Raw genomic sequence first — 17,082 nt, 5'->3', positions numbered from 1 at the left:
GTCGTTCATCCTCCCGTTACCGGCGGGAAGAAAGCCACCTCATCGTCATTGGTGATGGGCGTTGGATCCAGCGCCATGACTTGATTCACGGCACACAGAACGCGCCCCTCGGTCAGTCGCGAGAAGCGAGCGTCGCGCTTCACAAGAGCGCTTTTCAAGCCACCGACGTCGGTACTCGGCAGGCTGTCCAGGGGCAAGACGAGTTCGCTGATACCCAGGCGCTCACGCAACTCGGCCAGGAATTTCACCCGCACGCAGGGAGAGTCGATATCGCAACGGCTCCCTACCGACACCTGGCCCGCCGCCCCCTCACCCGTCACGATGGGAGTCGCGGAAGCATCGGCTTGACGCTGATAATCTCCCGACTTCCCACCGCGCTTGGTATCGACATGAATGGCGCCGATTTCCATGTCCTTGTCCACCGCCTTGCACATGTCGTAGAGCGTCAGGCACGCCACCGAAACCGCCGTCAACGCTTCCATTTCGACACCGGTACGACCATTGAGGCGACAGGTGGCAAAGACCTCGACGCGGGAATTCTGCTCGTCCAGGCGGAAATCCACCGCAACCTTCGACAGGGGCAGCGCATGACACAGCGGAATCAGCTCGTGGGTGCGCTTGGCCGCCTGAATGCCGGCGATACGCGCCGTCGCCAGCACGTCGCCCTTGGGCAGTCCCCCTTCGCTGAGCAGGGCCAGCGTCTCGGGCTTCATCTGGACATGACCGGAGGCGGTGGCTTCTCGGCGGCTTTCCGCCTTGTCGGCGACGTCGACCATGTGTGCCTCGCCGCGCTGGTTGAGATGGGTCAGACTCATGTGAGGCAGCCTCGGAATCGATTGAGCGGGTAAAGGTTCGAAAATGAGAGGTTCATGACTGGGCTACCCGCGGCACCCGCTCGCCCGGCCAACGCGCCGGCCAGGCAGCGATCCACTCGGCTATGGCATCGACATCGTCCAGGTTCAACCACTCGACGCCAGCCGGGACCTCCATTGGCGCTTGGCTCGCCACCGCCTTGATCCAGGGGTCTTCCGCCACACGCAGCGTCTTGCCGAGCGCCTCGCGGTACAGCTCCAGCTTGGGCAAGGGCCACGCCTTGAACCCCTCGATCAGGATCAGGTCGGGCCGTTGCGGTCGTACCGCCTCGATCAATTGCGCCAGGTCGGCCTCCTGGCGCTCGGGGTTTCCATCATCATGGCCCACCTGGCGCGGGAGGCAACCAACATCGGTGCGGCACCGGCCTGGCGCAGCCGATGGCTGTCCTTGCCAGGCTGGTCGACATCGAAGTCGTGATGGGCATGCTTGATCACGGCGACACGCAACCCACGCTGCCGAAGACGTGGCAACAGCGCTTCCAACAGGGTGGTCTTGCCGGTTCCGCTCCACGCCGCGATGCCGAGCAGCGGCAACGCATCGTCGAAGTCGAGCTGGGCATGCTCCGCGGATGTCATCAGGATCATCCCTCCTCTTTCCTTTCCAAATCCGGTCTTTGCAAACGCGCCTCTAGACGCCGCTTGTCTTCTTCGGTGTTGAGATTGCTGAAGGCGCCGGGGCAGTCGCTGAAGTCAACGCGGGTCCAGTCGTGGCGCTCGAGCCAACGGCCGACCTTGCGCTCCCCCGCTGCCAGTGCCGCCTGCAGGTCGCTTGCCAGTCGACGCTCGAGCAGCATGATCACCGGATGCAAGCGCTCGCCGTCATGGGCCACGGCGATCCGATGCCCGCCGATACCGGCCGCCATGCGCGCCACCAGATCATGTGGAAGCAGCGGCGTATCGCAGGGCACCACCAGCACCCACGGCGTGGTCGCAACGCCAAGACCACTGCAAATGCCCATCAGCGGCCCCTGGAAGCCCTGCTCGCCGTCGACCACCACGCGGTCGGCCAGCCTTCGGTAGCTTTTCAGGTGACGGTTGGCACTGATCAGCACTTCGGCCACCCGCCCCTCCAGGCGCGCCCGGACATGGCCGACCAGCTCGATGCCATCAAGCCGCTCCAGCCCCTTGTCGCATCCGCCCATGCGGCTGCCCTGCCCGCCGGCCAGTATCAAGCCGGTAACATCGGTCGAGGGGTTCAAGGCACGGGCTTCTGATCGATCGGTCATGCCTCCATGATGCCTTAGCCGGCACGCCGGTGCCATGACGAGCGCGCCAATCGTGCATGCGCCATGATCCGGATCATCTCATGCACGAGGGCGGCGGCGAGGGTATCATGTGTCAAACAAATCGAACGGACCCTGGACCCTGACAATGGAAGGATTTGATGTGGGGGGCCGCCTGCGCGAGTTGCGCAAGGCGCGTAAGCTATCCCAACGCGAGCTGGCCAAGCGAGCCGGCGTTACCAACAGCACCATCTCATTGATAGAACAGAACAGCGTCAGCCCCTCTGTCAGCTCGCTGAAGAAGATTCTCGATGCGCTGCCGGTATCGATCAGCGCCTTCTTCGCCGGGGACGAACCCTCCCCGCCGCGTGCCTTCTATCCCGCCGATGAGCTCACCGAGATCGGTGACGGCCATTTGTCATGGCGGCTGGTGGCGGCACGCCGCCCTGACCGCAGCATGTCGATCATCCATGAACGCTACCCGCCCGGGGCCGACACCGGTGCCGACATGCTCGAGCACGACGGCGAGGAAGGCGGCGTGGTGATTTCGGGGGAAATTGAGCTCACGGTGGCCGGCGAGGCCCGGATCCTGCGCGCGGGCGATGCCTATTACTTCGATTCGCGCCTGCCCCATCGCTTTCGCAACGTGGGCGAGCATGAGTGCGTGATCGTCAGCGCCAACTCCCCACCAACCTTTTCGGAGGGAGGCAGGGAGTTGCATCACGCCTAGCTTTGCCCGAAAACCGTCTACGCTCGCGGGCTTTTCAAACGAAGTTCAGTCACTCTTCCTCGGCGCGGGGCAACACCCAATTGAGGACGATGCCCACGAGCGCGGCCAGGCTTACCCCTGCAGGGTGAACTGGCCGCCACCGAACTGCATGCCGCCGATACCGAATACCAGGATTAGCGACACCACCACCAGGTTGCGCGGCGCGGTCAGCGAGTGGCCGGCACGCACCAGAGTGTTCATGCCGACCACCGCGATGGAGCCGAACAGTAGCGTCATGATGCCGCCCATCACCGGCCCCGGGATGGTCTGCAGCAATGCGCCGAGCTTGGCAACGAAGGCCAGGCCGATGGCGAAGCAGGCCGCAACGACCATGATCTTCGGGTTGAATGCGCGGGTCAGGGTCACCGCCCCGGTCACCTCCGAATAGGTGGTATTGGGCGGGCCGCCAAACAACGCCGCCGTGGAGGTCGCCAGGCCATCGCCCAGCAGGGTGCGGTGCAGGCCGGGCTTCTCCAGGTAGTTCTTGCGCGTGACCGAGCCGATGGCGATCATGTCGCCGATATGCTCGACGGCAGGGGCGATGGCCACTGGGATCATGAACAGGATCGCCGCCCAGTGAAAACTCGGCGCCGTGAACGCCGGCAGAGCCAGCCAGGCGGCCTCGCGCACCGGCGTGAAGTCGACCAGCCCCATCAGCAGTGCCATGGCGTAGCCCACCAGGATACCGCCCATGATGGGCACCAGGCGCAACAGGCCGCGCCCGAATACTGCCAGCACCAGCGTGACCAGCAAGCTGGCCATCGACAGCAGGATGGCGGGGCCATAGTCGATTTGATCGCTGGTCTCGCCGGTAGCCATGCTCACCGCCACCGGCGCCAGGGCCAGGCCGATCACCATGATGACCGGCCCCACCACCACCGGCGGCAGCAGGCGATGCAACCAGGCGGTGCCCTTGAGACGGACCGCCTGGGAGATCGCCACATAGACCAGCCCCGCCGCCATCAACCCACCCATGGTAGCCGGCACGCCAAAACTGGCCACCGAGCCCTGGATCGGCGCGATGAAAGCGAACGACGAGGCCAGGAAGACCGGCACGGTGACGCGTGTCACGCCGTGGAACACCAGGGTACCGACCCCGGCGGTGAACAGCGCCACGCTGGGGTCGAGGCCAGTCAACAGCGGCACCAGTACCAGCGCGCCGAAGGCGACGAAAAGCATCTGCGCTCCGGTCAGAATCACCTTGGGCAAGGATTCGACCGGCGCCTGCGCAGTCGCCACGTGTTCGTTCATGGGAAGCTATCCTTCTTTTGTATCGTTGGTTCGAATGAAGGCATCCTGCCCAGAAAAACGCCCCTGGATCGCGATCTCAGGGGCAGCATCTTGCGTTTTTTGCCAATGAACCTCGACGAGCGAAGGCCAGGCAAGGAAAAAAGCGGAGAAAGAGCGGAGTTTACTGGAGTAAATGAGCATCTTGAGCCGCTTTTTGACACAGCATGGCCGAGCGCAGGCAGGTTAATGGCAAAAAATTATCGGGTGCCGAAGATCTTGTCCCCTGCATCGCCGAGGCCCGGCACGATATAGCCGTTCTCGTCGAGGTGATCGTCCACCGCGGCGGTGTAGATCTCGATGTCGGGATAGGCGTCCTGCACCCGCTTGATCCCTTCGGGGGCCGCCACCAGCACGATCACCTTCATCTGCTGACAACCGCGCTCGCGCAACATGTCGAGCGTTGCCACCATGGTGCCGCCGGTCGCCAGCATGGGATCGATCACGATCGCCATGCGCTCGTCCAAGTCATTGGCAAACTTGGCGAAGTACGGCACGGGCTCGAGCGTCTCCTCGTCACGATAGAGCCCCACCACACTGATCCGGGCACTGGGGATCAGGTCGGTCACGCCATCCAGCATGCCTAGCCCGGCGCGCAGGATCGGCACGATGGTCACTTTCTTGCCCTTGAGCAGCTTCACCGGGATCGGCTTGCCGCTCCAGCCGTCGATGTTCTGCTCCTCCAGCTCCAGATCCTTGGTCGCCTCGTAGGTGAGCAGCTTGGCCAGCTCTCCGGCCAGCTCACGAAAGCTCTTGGTGCTGATGCCGGCTTCGCGCATCAGACCCAGCTTGTGCTGGACCAGCGGATGTTGAATGGCATGGACGCTCATGACGGACCTCTCGGCGTGGGATGGAAGGGCAAGCTGAGTCTTGTGGACGAGTCGCGCGCATTTTACCCGTAACCGGCGAACAGGTTAAGGCATGCCAGGCAACTCCCCCACCACCTCAGGGCATGGCAGGGAGCTGCCAGTCGATCGGCTCGCGACCGTTCGCCTCGAGAAAGGCATTGGCCGGGAGAAATGGCGATTGCCGAAGAACCCTCGGTGGGCGGAGAGCGGCGAAGGATGCGGCGACTCCAGCACCAGGTGTCGTGAAGTATCGATCAGCGCCTTCTTCTGCCGGGCATGGCTGCCCCACAACAGGAAGACGGAAGGCGGTGCATGAGCGTTGACCGTCTCGATGGCACGATCGGTAAAGGTCTCCCAGCCCCTGCCACGGTGCGAGCCGGCATTGCCCTGCTCCACCGTCAGCGAGGTATTGAGCAGCAGCACGCCCTGTCGCGCCCAGTGCTCGAGGTTGCCGTGATCCACCGGCTGGAAGCCGACATCGACGGCCAGCTCCTTGTAGATGTTGACCAGCGAAGGCGGCGCCGGGACTCCGGGGCGAACCGAGAAACACAAACCATGCGCCTGGTTGGGTCCGTGGTACGGATCCTGCCCCAGGATCACCACCTTGACCCGCTCCAGCGGCGTGAGTTCGAAGGCTCGAAACCAGTTCGAGGAGTGCGGGTAGATCACTTTCCTGGCGGCCTTCTCCGCCGCCAGGAAGTCGCGCAGCGACTGCATGTAGGGCAAGGTGAATTCATTTCCCAGCCAGCGCTGCCAGCTTTCGGGCAATGGACAACTCATGGCGATCACTCGATATGACGTGCGGTTGACCTTAACCAGGGTTCGATTGCACTGGCGATGGCTTGCAGGCAGCTAGCGCTTGACCTGATCGACCAGCGGCTCGACGTAAGCCACCCCCATGTCCCAAGGGAACTGGATCCAGCAATCCTGCGCCACTTCGGTCAGGTACTGGTCCACCAGCGGGCGCCCTTCCGGCTTGGCATAGACGGTCACGAAATGCGCCTTGGGCAGCATTTCACGTACCTTGCGAGCCGTCTTGCCGGTGTCGACCAGATCGTCCACCAGCAGCCAGCCGTCACCGTCATGATCCACGCCTTTCATGACGTCCAACCCGCCCTGGTCCATGTGGTCGTAGCTCTTGATGCAAACGGTATCGATCAGACGAACGTTGAGCTCGCGCGCAATCAGCGCCGCAGGAATCAATCCGCCCCGGGTAATCGCCACGATGCCCTTGAAGTCGCGCTCGACCAGGCGATGGCAGAGTTCACGCACGTCGCGATGCAGTTGGTCCCAGGATACGGTGAAGTGCTGGTGGTAGCGGGCGTTGCTCATGATGGTGTCACTCGTCCTCATTGAAGGAGCAGACCGCAAAGACGCCGAAACCGGCTTCACGAATCCTGGCAGACCCGCCGATCTCCGGCAGGTCGATGATGGTAGCGGTCTCCACTACCTGGCCCCCGGTGCGGGTGATGAGCTTGGCGGCAGCCAGCATGGTGCCGCCGGTGGCGATCAGGTCGTCCATGATCAGGATGCGGTCCCCCTGGCGGAATGCATCGGAATGCAGTTCCACCTCGGCCTGGCCGTACTCCAGCGTGTAGGTCTCGCTGATGGTGCGAAACGGCAGCTTGCCCTTCTTGCGCACCGGCACGAAGCTGCAGCCCAGTTCATAGGCCACCGGCGCACCAATGATGAAACCGCGCGCATCGATGGCGGCAATGGCGTCGAGCTCCATCTCCTGGTAGCGGTGCACGAAGCTGTCGATCAGCTTGCGAAAGGCCGAGCTGTTCTGCAGCAGCGGCGTGATGTCGCGGAAGTTGACCCCCTGCTGCGGCCAGTCGGGGACGGTTCGGATCACGGACTTGATGTAGTCGCCGTAAATGCTCATCGCAGGTCTCGGTGAGGAAATGTCAGTCTAGGAACAGGAACTTCAACACGAACAGGATCGCCAGCACGACCACGGCCGGATTGAGGTCCCGGAAGCGGCCGGAGAGGGTCTTGATAGCAGCGTAGCTGATGAAGCCCAACGCGATGCCTTCAGCGATCGAGAACGTCAACGGCATTGCCAGCGCGGCGATCAGCACAGGGGCAGCATCGGTCGGATCGTCCCAGTTGGCGTGCGCCAGGCTTCCGGCCATCAATACCGCCACGTAGAGCAGCGCGCCAGCCGTGGCGTAGGCGGGAATCGAGCCGGCCAGCGGGGCGAAGAACAGGCTGATCAGGAACATCGCGGCCACCACCACGGCGGTGAGACCGGTGCGCCCGCCCGAAGCGATGCCGGCGGTGGATTCGATATAGCTGGTGGTGGTCGAGGTACCCAGCACGGCACCGGCCATGGAGGCGCCACTGTCGGCCATCATGGCGCGACCCAAGCGCGGCAGCTTGCCGTCCTTGTCGAGTAGCCCGCCCTTGTGGGCCACGCCGACCAGGGTGCCCGAGGTATCGAACAGGTCGACGAACAGGAAGGCGAAGATCACGCTGAGCATGGCCACGTCGAGCGCTCCGGCGAGATCCAGCGCCATGAAGGTCGGCGCGATGGAAGGCGGCATCGACATCAGGCCGCCATACTGGTTATGCCCAGGATCATGGCCAGCACGGTCACGCCGAGAATACCGATCATCACCGCGCCGGTGATGCGCAGATAGGCCATGGCGGTAATGGCGAAGAAGCCCAGCAGTGCATAGATGGCAGCGGGCTCGGAGAGATCGCCCAGCGCCACGTAGGTGGCCGGGTTCGACACCACGATACCGGCGTTCTTGAGCGCGATCATGGCCAGGAACAGGCCGATACCGGCGGCAATGCCCAGCCGCAGGGAGAGCGGAATGGAGTGAATGATCCATTCGCGAATCTTGAAGGCGCTGAGCAGGAAGAAACAGAAGCCGGACAGGAACACCGCCCCCAGCGCCGCCTCCCAGGTGTAGCCCATACCGAGCACGACACCGTAGGTGAAGAAGGCGTTGAGCCCCATACCCGGCGCCTGGGCAATGGGATAGTTGGCCCACAGCCCCATGATCAGACAGCCGACGGCGGCGGCCAGGCAGGTCGCGACGAACACCGCGCCGTAGTCCATGCCCGCTTCGGAGAGAATGCTGGGGTTGACGAAGATGATATAGGCCATGGTCAGGAAGGTGGTGACTCCCGCAATGACCTCGGTCTTCACGCTGGTATTGTGTTCCGTCAGCTTGAAGTGTTTATCGAGCATGTTCTTCATTTTGGCATTCCTGCGCACTAGGGCTGGCCGTCGACCAGGGGGGCGAGAAAAGTCGCACATGGTACCCAAGGGCTGCCTGCGATGCGAGGCCCGCCTTGAACGCCATGGCACGGTTCGCTCTGTATAAGCAAACTCTGCGCCACGCGCCAGTGCAGCTGCCAACGCAGACTTGACGAAACGGTCATTTGAAGCCGGAGTTCAGGCACCGCGCGAGGCGAGCACCCGCTCCACGGTCTCGACGATAGCCTGGGTCTGCGGATCGATCTCGATGTTGACCCAGTCGCCCGGCACGCGATCGACCAGAATAGTGCGCTCCAGCGTTTCGGGGATCAGGTCGACGCAAAAGCGCGGACCATGATCGGCCGAAGCATGCCTCACCGCACCGATCGTCAGGCTGATGCCATCGACGCCGATGTACCCCTTGTCGAACAGGAAGCGTCCCAGTGCATGCGGCACTTCGAACCATAGCCGGCGATTGTTCGGCGCTTCGTCCAGCTCGACCAGCACGGCCATTGCCATGACGTGCCCGGACATGGCGTGACCGCCGATCTCATCGCCGAAACGCGCTGCCCTTTCGATATTGACGCGGTCGCCTTCGCGCAGCGCGCCGAGATTGGTCACGCGCAGCGTCTCGCGCATCAAGTCGAAGCTGACGCGCTCCCCCTCCATGGCCGTCACGGTCAAGCAGACGCCGTTGTGCGCCACCGAAGCGCCGAGTTCCAGCCCCTCGCGCAGAGATTCCGGCAGGCTCACGACATGAGTGCGGAATGCCTCGGCTTCCTTGATGGCGACGATCTCGGCCGTCCCCTGAACGATGCCTGTGAACATGGCGTCTCCTGGGCAGCTCCCGACAGGGAGAGTGAAGAGCAAAAAGAAAAGGATGGGCTGGCAGTTTAAGAATTCAGCTACCCTACGTCCATCGGTGCCGGCCCGCATGACGGCACCGACAACGAAACGAACGCATGCCAACCAGGGTATATCCAGCAAATTTTACCAAACAAAGCGCCAGGGGCACCGCGCATTCACCAAATGGATTGACACGATACACCTTTGGTCCTAAGATGCCGCCTCACATTTCAGGCGCCGATTTGTACCCGGATTGCGGGCGCCCACGCTGCCGGCGAGGAATCACGAATTCCCTGTCCAGCAGCGTGAAGTGCAGCTAAAAGGGTGTGTCCAGCGTTGATGGCCACCCGTCAGGGTGGCCTTTTTTTCGTTCCGGTCATCCGCTCTGGCTACCGCTGCGCCCGCACCACCGGGACGGCCCCAGGAAGCCAGATGATCACGCTACGCAACGTCTCCAAGACCTACCATCTCAGCAGGCCCGGAAGCCGGCTACCATTCGCCGCGCGTCGCCGCGACATGCCAACCAGAACGATCGAGGCCCTCCGGAACGTCGATCTGCACGTGCCCCAGGGCAGCATCCACGGCGTCATCGGCCTGTCCGGTGCCGGCAAATCGACCCTGATCCGCTGCGTTAACCTGCTCGAGCGCCCCACCAGCGGCAGTGTCGTGGTCGACGGCCAGGAGATGACCGATCTCTCCGCCGCCGAACTCAACCAGGCCCGACATCGCATCGGCATGATCTTCCAGCACTTCAACCTGCTGACCACACGCAACGTATTCGACAACGTCGCGCTGCCGTTGGAGTTGATGGGCATGAAGCGTGGCGCGATCCGCGAGCGCGTGCTGCCGCTGCTCGAGCTGACCGGACTGGCCGACAAGACCCGCCAGTACCCTGCCCAGCTCTCCGGCGGGCAAAAGCAGCGCGTGGCCATCGCCCGGGCGCTGGCCAGCGAGCCCCGCGTGCTGCTCTGCGACGAGGCGACCTCGGCTCTAGACCCCCAGACTACCGGCTCGATCCTCGCCCTGCTGCGCGAAATCAACCAGAAGCTTGGCCTGACCATCCTGCTGATCACCCACGAGATGGAGGTGGTCAAATCGATCTGCCATCGGGTCAGCTTGATCTCCGATGGCGAACTGGTCGAGGAGGCCGAGGTGGGCGATTTCTTCACCGCCCCGCGAACCCGGCTCGGCCGCGAGTTCCTCAACGACTTCCTGCAGTTGGAGCCGCCCAAGGCGCTGGTCGAGCGACTGGAAGAGGCGCCGGGCGAGCATACCCACCCGGTAGTTCGCCTGGCGTTCTCCGGCGACGCCGTCTCCACGCCGCTCATCTCGCGCCTGGCGCGGGAGTGCGGCGTCGACGTGAGCATTCTCCAGGCCAAGGTTGAGTCGATCCAGGAGCGCACCCTGGGGCTGATGATCGCCGAACTGCTCGGTTCACCCGAGCAGACCCGTCGCGCCATCGACTATCTCGAAACCCATGATCTTCACGTGGAGGTGCTCGGCCATGTCCAGCGCGATGATTGACCTGATCCTCCAGGCGACCCTGGACACGCTCTACATGGTTGCCGTGTCGGGCGTGATCTCGGCCCTGTTCGGCGTGCCGCTGGGCGTGATGCTCTACGTCACCCGCCCTCGCCAGATCCTGGCGCGCCCGGCGCTCAACCAGGTATTGGGCATGGTGACCAATATCGGCCGCTCAATCCCCTTCATCATCCTGATGGTGGCGATCATCCCCTTCACGCGCATGGTCGTCGGCACTTCGATCGGCACCAATGCCGCCATCGTGCCGCTGACCATCGCCGCCATTCCGTTCGTCGCCCGCCTGGTGGAGGGTGCACTCAACGAGATTCCGCCGGGACTTGTCGAGGCCGCCCAGTCGATGGGCGCCACACCTCACCAGATCATCACCAAGGTATTGCTGCCGGAAGCCCGCGGCGGCATTATCACCGGCCTGACCATTACCGTGGTTACCCTGGTGAGCTACTCGGCCATGGCCGGGGCCGTGGGCGGCGGCGGCCTGGGCGACCTGGGCATTCGCTACGGCTACAACCGCTTCAACCCCACCATCATGCTGATCACCGTGGCCATCCTGGTGGTCATGGTGCAGGGCTTCCAAAGCCTGGGGGATTACCTGGTACGCAAGTCGGATCGCAAGTGACTGCATCTCACGCAAGGAGAACGACCCAAATGCAAGCAACCCTGACCCGCCTGCTCGGCGCCGCCACCCTGGTCGGCGCCACCTTGATTGCCGGCTGCGGCAACGACGACGGCGCCACCGAGACCCGCTCGATCAAGGTCGGCACCATGTCCGGCCCCGAGTCGGAGGTAATGGAAGTGGCGGTCGGGATCGCCCGCGACCGCTACGACCTCGAAGTCGAGATCATCGAGTTCACCGACTACGTCTCACCCAATGCGGCGCTGGCCGATGGCAGCCTCGATGCCAATGCCTTCCAGCACGAGCCCTACCTGCGCAGCATGATCGAAGATCGCGGCTACGACCTGGCCGTGGCCGGCCATACCTTCGTCTATCCGATCGGCGCCTACTCCGAGAAGCACGACAGCATCGACGAACTGCCCGAGCGCGCCATCATCGCCCTGCCCAACGACCCCACCAACGGCGGTCGCGCGATGATCCTGATGCACAACGCCGGCCTGATCGTGCTGGACGATCCCGAGAACCTCGAAGCCACCCCGGTCAACGTGATCGAGAACCCCAACGAGTTCCGTTTCCGCGAGATCGAGGCGGCCCAGCTGCCGCGCGTGCTGCCTGACGTCGACCTGGCCTTCATCAACAACACCTTCGCCCAGCCCGCCGGCCTGCGCCTGGACGATGCGCTGATCAAGGAAGGCCCCGAGTCGCCCTACGTCAACCTGATCGCGGTGCGCTCCGGCGACGAGGAGCGCGAGGAGATCCAGCAACTGGTCTCGGCCTACCAGAGCGACGAAGTCGCCGCCAAGGCGCTGGAGCTGTTCGACGGTGGCGCGGTGCCTGGCTGGCAGTAATGCCGGGCGATTCGCCATATGAATGACAACGGGCCGACGCCATGCGTCGGCCCGTTCGTTTGACAGGAACGGCTCGAATCAGCCGATCTTGCGTTCGACCTTATCGATCCGCTCCTCGAGGCTCTGATCCTTGTCGGTGGCCGTGGCGATGCGGATCGCGCTGTCCACCCGCGGCGCACCGCGCTCGTGCAGCACGTCGTGGCAACGCTGGATCACGCGCATCACCTCCTCCCAGGAGCCTTCGATATTGGTCCCGTGGGCGTGCAAGCGATACTTGAGCCCAGCCTCCTCGATCACCTCCTCGCAGGCGGCGATATGAGACGACAGCGAGGCTCCCGCCCCGATCGGCGTCACGTTGACATCGGCAACTACATGCATACTCAATCCTCCTGATCGACCTACGGATGTCCTTACTATCCGAAAGCTAGTGACGACCAGACCATTCTTCAAACCCAACAACTGAGTACTAGAGATTCCATGGCACCGGACATGCCCAACTACACGCTGCTGACCCGTCAGCTCGAGGCTCTGCTCGACGATCGCGACTGGCTGATCAACGCCGCCCAGACCTGCGCTTTCATCATGCAGCAGGTGCCGGAGCTCAACTGGGCCGGCTTCTACCTGCAGCGCCAGCCCGAGCTGCTCACGCTTGGCCCCTTCCAGGGCAAGCCGGCCTGCAACCCGATCCCCTTCAGCAAGGGGGTGTGCGGCGGCGCCGCCAGGAGCCGCCAAACCCAGCGCATCGACGACGTGCATGCCATCGCCGACCACATCGCCTGCGATGCGGCATCGAACTCGGAGCTGGTGGTGCCGATTTTGCGCCAAGGGACATTGTGGGGCGTGCTGGATCTCGACAGCCCGCGGCACGGACGCTTCGACGAGGTGGATCAGGCGGGCATCGAGGCGCTGGTCGAGGTGTTCAACGCGCGTACCGACCTGCCCGACTTCCTGTCCTCGCATTGACGAATGATGCAATGCAAAACGCCCCGAGACACTGGCCTCGGGGCGTTCGAATTCTGGTAGGACCAAGCGGATTTGAACCGCTGACCTCCACGATGTCAACGTGGCGCTCTAACCAACTGAGCTATGGTCCTGAAAAAGACGAAAAGGCTGGTAGGACCAGGCGGATTTGAACCGCCGACCTCCACGATGTCAACGTGGCGCTCTAACCAACTGAGCTATGGTCCTGTCTCGGCCTTTTCTTGCTCACCTCAAGCGGCGGCAACGGATGCATATCTTACCGATATCGCAGGCTTTTGCAAGCTTCAGACGCCGCTTTTTACACGCTCCACCGCCTCGAGCCAGCCTTGGTAGAGCCGCTCGCGCTCGGCCTCCGGCATGCTGGGCGTGAAGCTTCTCTCACAGCGCCACAGTTCGGCGATTTCCTCGAGGTCGCGGTACCAGCCGAAGTGCAGCCCCGCCATGTAGGCCGCCCCTAGCGCTGTCGTCTCGAGCACCGTGGGCCGGTCGACCCGTACGCCCAGCATATCGGCCAGGAACTGGACCAGCCAACTGTTAGCCACCATGCCGCCATCGACACGCAGGGTGCCAGGAGGCGCCCCCATGTCATCGCTCATGCAGGTCTGCAGGTCGCGGGTCTGGTAGCAGACCGCCTGCAGCCCGGCAGCCACGATCTCGGCGATTCCAGTATCCCGTGTCAGGCCGAAGATCGCGCCCCTCGCCTTGGGGTCCCAGTGGGGCGCCCCCAGTCCGGTGAAGGCAGGCACCAGGTAGACGCTATGCCCAGCGCGGGTCTGCTTGGCCAACGCCTCGGTTTCGGCGGCATGGTCGAACAGCTTGAGGCCATCACGCAGCCATTGCACGGCGGCCCCCGCCACGAAGATGCTGCCCTCGAGGGCATAGGTGGTCTTGCCATCGATACGGTAGGCCACGGTGGTCAGCAGGCGGTTGCGCGACTGCGCCGGCTTGTCACCCGTATTGACGATCATGAAGCAGCCAGTGCCATAGGTGCTTTTTCCCATGCCCGGCTCGAAACAGGCCTGCCCCACCAGCGCCGCCTGCTGGTCGCCGACCACCCCGCCGATGGGCAGCTCGACCCCCAGCCATTGAGAATCGGTTCGGCCGAAGTCGTCGCTGCTGTCGCGCACCTCCGGCAGCACCCCGCGAGGAATGCCAAACAGCGCCAGCAGCTCGTCGTCCCATTGTTGGGTATGGATGTTGAACAGCATCGTACGCGAGGCGTTGGTAGCGTCGGTGGCATGCACGCGCCCCCCGGTGAGCCGCCACAGCAGGAAGCTGTCCACTGTACCGAAGGCGAGTTCACCGCGCTCGGCACGTTCGCGGGCCCCTTCCACGTTATCAAGCAACCAGGCCAGTTTGGTCGCAGAGAAATAGGGGTCGATCAAGAGTCCGGTGCGTGCCTGGACGAGGTCGGCGTGGCCCTGGTCGCGCAGCTGCCGACAGAAATCCGCTGTCCGCCGGTCCTGCCAGACGATGGCGTTATAGAGCGGCTGTCCCGTGGCCCGGTCCCACAGCAGGGTGGTCTCTCGCTGATTGGTGATGCCGATACCGGCAAGCGCCTCGGGAGCAGCCCCGGATTGCTCTATCGCGTCACGGCATGTGGCCAGTACGGTGTCCCAAATATCCTGCGGATCGTGTTCGATCCAGCCGTCATGGGGAAAATGCTGGGGAAATTCACGCTGGGCCACCTGGATCACATGGCCGCCGCGGTCGAAGAGAATGGCACGCGAGCTGGTAGTGCCCTGGTCGATGGCGAGTAGGTAGTCGGCCATGTTGCATCCCGTCGTTGTATGTTCGTTTATGATCACCAAGAGTACTTGAGTATGTTCGCAATGCTTTACGACTTTCGTAGAATAAATCGCTGATTGCCTGCCGATAGCGTGCCGAATCGCTTACACTCGCGTGATCGAAAGGGAGCCGCCATGAACCAGCAACAACGACAAGATGCCATCGTTGACCTGGTGCGCCGCCAGGGCTATGCCAGTATCGAACAGCTGACGGATCACTTCTCCGTCACCCCGCAGACCATACGCCGGGACCTCAACGCGCTGGCGGAAGAAGGCATGATCCGTCGCGTGCATGGCGGCGCAGGACTCGAATCCAGCACCGTCAATACCGCCTACAGCACACGCAAGAACCTCAATCTCGAGGCCAAGCGGCGGATTGCCGCGCTGGTCGCCGGCCATATTCCCGACCACGCTTCGCTGTTCATCAACATCGGTACCAGCAACGAAGTGGTAGCGGAGGCGCTGCTCGACCACCAGGGGCTCGAGGTAATCACCAACAACCTCAACGTAGCCGCCATCCTCCAGCACAAGGAGGATTTCAACGTCATCATCGCCGGCGGCCAGGTCCGTTCGCGTGACGGCGGCATCATCGGTGAGGCAACGATCGACTTCATCAACCAGTTCAAGGTGGATTTCGGCATCATCGGCATCAGCGGCATCGACGAGGATGGCTCGCTACTGGAGTTCGACTACCAGGAGGCGCGCGTCGCCCAGGCCATCATTCACAACTCCCGTCAGGTCTACCTGATCGCCGATCATTCGAAATTCCATCGCAATCCCGTCGTCCGCCAGGGCAACATCGCCCAGTTGGATGCCCTGTTCACCGATCGCCAGCCCCCGAGCGCATCGTTCATCTCATGCAGGTCAACGACGTCGCCCTGCATATCGCCTGAGCCATAGCCCCCTCTTCCTTCTTCTCCTTCAGGCAGCCTTTTCACAGGCAGCCTTCTCGAGCGTTCCGCTTCTCGCCGATACGACGAGGCGGCGTTGCGCTCTTGGCTCTTGATGTTCGATTTCGATTGTTCTATGTTCGTTTTCAAACATTATCGGTTCGGCCCCGCCCCTGGGCCGTATGCTCGGAGCCTCCCCATGGCGCACACCTCTCACAAGCTACTCGATATCTTCATCATCGGCGGCGGCATCAACGGCACAGGCATTGCCAACGACGCCGCCGGCCGTGGGCTCAGCGTGGGGCTCTGCGAACAGGGCGACCTGGCCGGCGCCACCTCATCGGCAAGCAGCAAGCTGATCCATGGCGGCTTGCGCTATCTCGAGCATCGCGAGTTTCGCCTCGTCGGCGAGGCCTTGCGCGAACGTGAAGTCCTGCTGCGCAAGGCACCGCACATCATCTGGCCACTGCGCTTCATCCTGCCCCACCGCTCTCACCTGCGACCGGCCTGGATGATTCGCACCGGCCTGTTTCTCTACGACCACCTGGGCAAGCGCAGGCAACTGCCCGGATCGCGGGGTGTTCGTTTTGGTTCCGATTCACCGCTCAAGGAAGAAATGGTACGCGGATTCGAATATTCGGATTGCTGGGTGGATGATGCGCGCCTGGTGGTGCTCAACGCCATTCAGGCCCGTCAGGGAGGCGCGGAGATTCTAGTGCGAACACGCTGCACACGGGCGCACGAAAAGGATGGGGTGTGGCATGTCGAACTCGAGGACGTACGCAGCGGGCAGCGCTTCGAGCGTCGCGCACGCACGCTGGTCAACGCGGCCGGCCCCTGGGTCGAGCGAGTGGTGCGCGAGCAGGCGGCACGGCCGTCGCAATATTCGATTCGCATGATCCAGGGCAGCCACCTGATCGTGCCCCGGCTCAATGCCGATGAGCGTGCCTATATCCTGCAGAATAGCGATCGCCGGATCGTCTTCGTGCTGCCCTACGAAGACGACTTCAGTCTGGTCGGCACCACCGACCGGCGCTATCAGGGCGACCCGGCCAAGGCCTCGATCAGCGAGGAGGAAGTCGACTACCTGCTCGGCGTGGTCAATGCTCACTTCCGCCGCCAGCTCGCCCGTCGTGACGTGATCGCGAGCTTCTCCGGCGTGCGTCCGCTATGCGACGACGAGTCGGCCGACCCCTCGGCCATGACCCGCGACTACACGCTGGCGCTGGACGCTTCCGGCGCACCGATGCTCTCGGTATTTGGCGGCAAGATCACCACTTACCGCAAGCTGGCGGAAGCCGCTCTGAAACAGCTGGCACCTGCCCTGCCCGGCATGGGGCCAAGCTGGACCGCAACCGCCTCACTGCC

Annotated in this window: 13 protein-coding genes, 2 tRNA genes and 6 pseudogenes; 7 read left to right on the top strand and 14 right to left on the bottom strand. The window is 63.2% G+C overall.

Annotation, left to right across the window (positions count from 1 at the left end):
• Positions 1-5 precede the first annotated feature (5 nt).
• From moaC to mobA, 3 genes and pseudogenes are all read right to left on the bottom strand, one after another.
• Entirely contained in the window at positions 6-815 is an 810-nt protein-coding gene (moaC, locus tag EKK97_RS10585; RefSeq protein ID WP_159551737.1) for a cyclic pyranopterin monophosphate synthase MoaC, read from the bottom strand.
• 52 nt (positions 816-867) lie between these two features.
• A pseudogene (gene mobB / locus EKK97_RS10580) lies at positions 868-1,448 on the bottom strand (molybdopterin-guanine dinucleotide biosynthesis protein B).
• A gap of 5 nt (positions 1,449-1,453) precedes the next feature.
• Positions 1,454-2,098, bottom strand: coding sequence for a molybdenum cofactor guanylyltransferase MobA (mobA, locus tag EKK97_RS10575; RefSeq protein ID WP_159551735.1), 645 nt, complete (start codon positions 2,096-2,098; stop codon positions 1,454-1,456).
• 145 nt (positions 2,099-2,243) lie between these two features.
• On the opposite strand from mobA, the gene EKK97_RS10570 reads away from it, so the two are divergent.
• Positions 2,244-2,825 carry a cupin domain-containing protein gene (locus tag EKK97_RS10570; protein WP_159551733.1) on the top strand — a complete coding sequence of 194 codons (582 nt, stop codon included), beginning with the start codon at positions 2,244-2,246 and terminating at the stop codon, positions 2,823-2,825.
• Between the two features lie 49 nt (positions 2,826-2,874).
• On the opposite strand, the pseudogene EKK97_RS10565 reads toward EKK97_RS10570, so the two are convergent.
• From EKK97_RS10565 to EKK97_RS10535, 7 genes and pseudogenes are all read right to left on the bottom strand, one after another.
• Positions 2,875-4,115, bottom strand: a pseudogene (locus tag EKK97_RS10565) (uracil-xanthine permease family protein).
• 236 nt (positions 4,116-4,351) lie between these two features.
• Positions 4,352-4,981: a uracil phosphoribosyltransferase gene (upp, locus tag EKK97_RS10560; RefSeq protein WP_159551731.1), complete on the bottom strand. Its 630-nt coding sequence runs from the start codon at positions 4,979-4,981 to the stop codon at positions 4,352-4,354.
• 115 nt (positions 4,982-5,096) lie between these two features.
• A pseudogene (gene ung, locus EKK97_RS10555) lies at positions 5,097-5,779 on the bottom strand (uracil-DNA glycosylase).
• Between the two features lie 72 nt (positions 5,780-5,851).
• Positions 5,852-6,331, bottom strand: coding sequence for a xanthine phosphoribosyltransferase (gpt, locus tag EKK97_RS10550; protein ID WP_159551729.1), 480 nt, complete (start codon positions 6,329-6,331; stop codon positions 5,852-5,854).
• Positions 6,332-6,338: 7 nt separating this feature from the next.
• A complete protein-coding gene (locus EKK97_RS10545; RefSeq protein WP_159551727.1) occupies positions 6,339-6,884 on the bottom strand; it encodes an adenine phosphoribosyltransferase in 546 nt (181 codons plus the stop codon).
• A gap of 22 nt (positions 6,885-6,906) precedes the next feature.
• Positions 6,907-8,198, bottom strand: a pseudogene (locus EKK97_RS10540) (NCS2 family permease).
• A gap of 207 nt (positions 8,199-8,405) precedes the next feature.
• Positions 8,406-9,035, bottom strand: coding sequence for a riboflavin synthase subunit alpha (locus EKK97_RS10535; protein ID WP_159551725.1), 630 nt, complete (start codon positions 9,033-9,035; stop codon positions 8,406-8,408).
• A 534-nt stretch (positions 9,036-9,569) separates the two neighbouring features.
• Between EKK97_RS10535 and EKK97_RS10530 the strand changes: the two genes are divergently transcribed.
• From EKK97_RS10530 to EKK97_RS10520, 3 genes are read left to right on the top strand one after another with little or no spacing between them, the layout of a single operon-like run.
• On the top strand, positions 9,570-10,577 hold the full coding sequence (locus EKK97_RS10530; protein ID WP_422673566.1) for a methionine ABC transporter ATP-binding protein: 1,008 nt from the start codon (positions 9,570-9,572) through the stop codon (positions 10,575-10,577).
• Positions 10,558-11,211: a methionine ABC transporter permease gene (locus tag EKK97_RS10525; RefSeq protein WP_159551721.1), complete on the top strand. Its 654-nt coding sequence runs from the start codon at positions 10,558-10,560 to the stop codon at positions 11,209-11,211. Before EKK97_RS10530 ends, EKK97_RS10525 begins: the two co-directional genes overlap by 20 nt.
• A gap of 29 nt (positions 11,212-11,240) precedes the next feature.
• On the top strand, positions 11,241-12,056 hold the full coding sequence (locus EKK97_RS10520; RefSeq protein ID WP_159551719.1) for a MetQ/NlpA family ABC transporter substrate-binding protein: 816 nt from the start codon (positions 11,241-11,243) through the stop codon (positions 12,054-12,056).
• 78 nt (positions 12,057-12,134) lie between these two features.
• On the opposite strand, the gene EKK97_RS10515 is transcribed toward EKK97_RS10520, so the two are convergent.
• Complete coding sequence (locus EKK97_RS10515) at positions 12,135-12,434, bottom strand: MTH1187 family thiamine-binding protein (RefSeq protein ID WP_159551717.1); 300 nt, start codon at positions 12,432-12,434, stop codon at positions 12,135-12,137.
• Positions 12,435-12,533: 99 nt separating this feature from the next.
• Here EKK97_RS10515 and EKK97_RS10510 point away from each other — a divergent pair, with 99 nt between their 5' ends.
• On the top strand, positions 12,534-13,019 hold the full coding sequence (locus EKK97_RS10510; protein ID WP_422673550.1) for a GAF domain-containing protein: 486 nt from the start codon (positions 12,534-12,536) through the stop codon (positions 13,017-13,019).
• Between the two features lie 54 nt (positions 13,020-13,073).
• On the opposite strand, the gene EKK97_RS10505 is transcribed toward EKK97_RS10510, so the two are convergent.
• The 3 genes from EKK97_RS10505 to glpK form a co-directional block, all read right to left on the bottom strand.
• Positions 13,074-13,150 (bottom strand) — tRNA-Val (locus EKK97_RS10505).
• Between the two features lie 17 nt (positions 13,151-13,167).
• Positions 13,168-13,244, bottom strand: a tRNA-Val gene (locus EKK97_RS10500).
• A 77-nt stretch (positions 13,245-13,321) separates the two neighbouring features.
• Positions 13,322-14,809: a glycerol kinase GlpK gene (gene glpK, locus EKK97_RS10495; protein ID WP_159551715.1), complete on the bottom strand. Its 1,488-nt coding sequence runs from the start codon at positions 14,807-14,809 to the stop codon at positions 13,322-13,324.
• 150 nt (positions 14,810-14,959) lie between these two features.
• Between glpK and EKK97_RS10490 the strand changes: the two are divergent.
• Positions 14,960-15,717, top strand: a pseudogene (locus tag EKK97_RS10490) (DeoR/GlpR family transcriptional regulator).
• A 112-nt stretch (positions 15,718-15,829) separates the two neighbouring features.
• A pseudogene (gene glpD / locus EKK97_RS10485) lies at positions 15,830-17,047 on the top strand (glycerol-3-phosphate dehydrogenase); the annotation flags it as partial.
• Between the last annotated feature and the right edge of the window lie 35 nt (positions 17,048-17,082).

This window comes from Billgrantia tianxiuensis, assembly GCF_009834345.1.
Classification (GTDB): domain Bacteria; phylum Pseudomonadota; class Gammaproteobacteria; order Pseudomonadales; family Halomonadaceae; genus Halomonas; species Halomonas tianxiuensis.
Note: the sequence above shows the minus strand (reverse complement) of the source record. Positions and strands in the feature narration are given on the sequence as shown.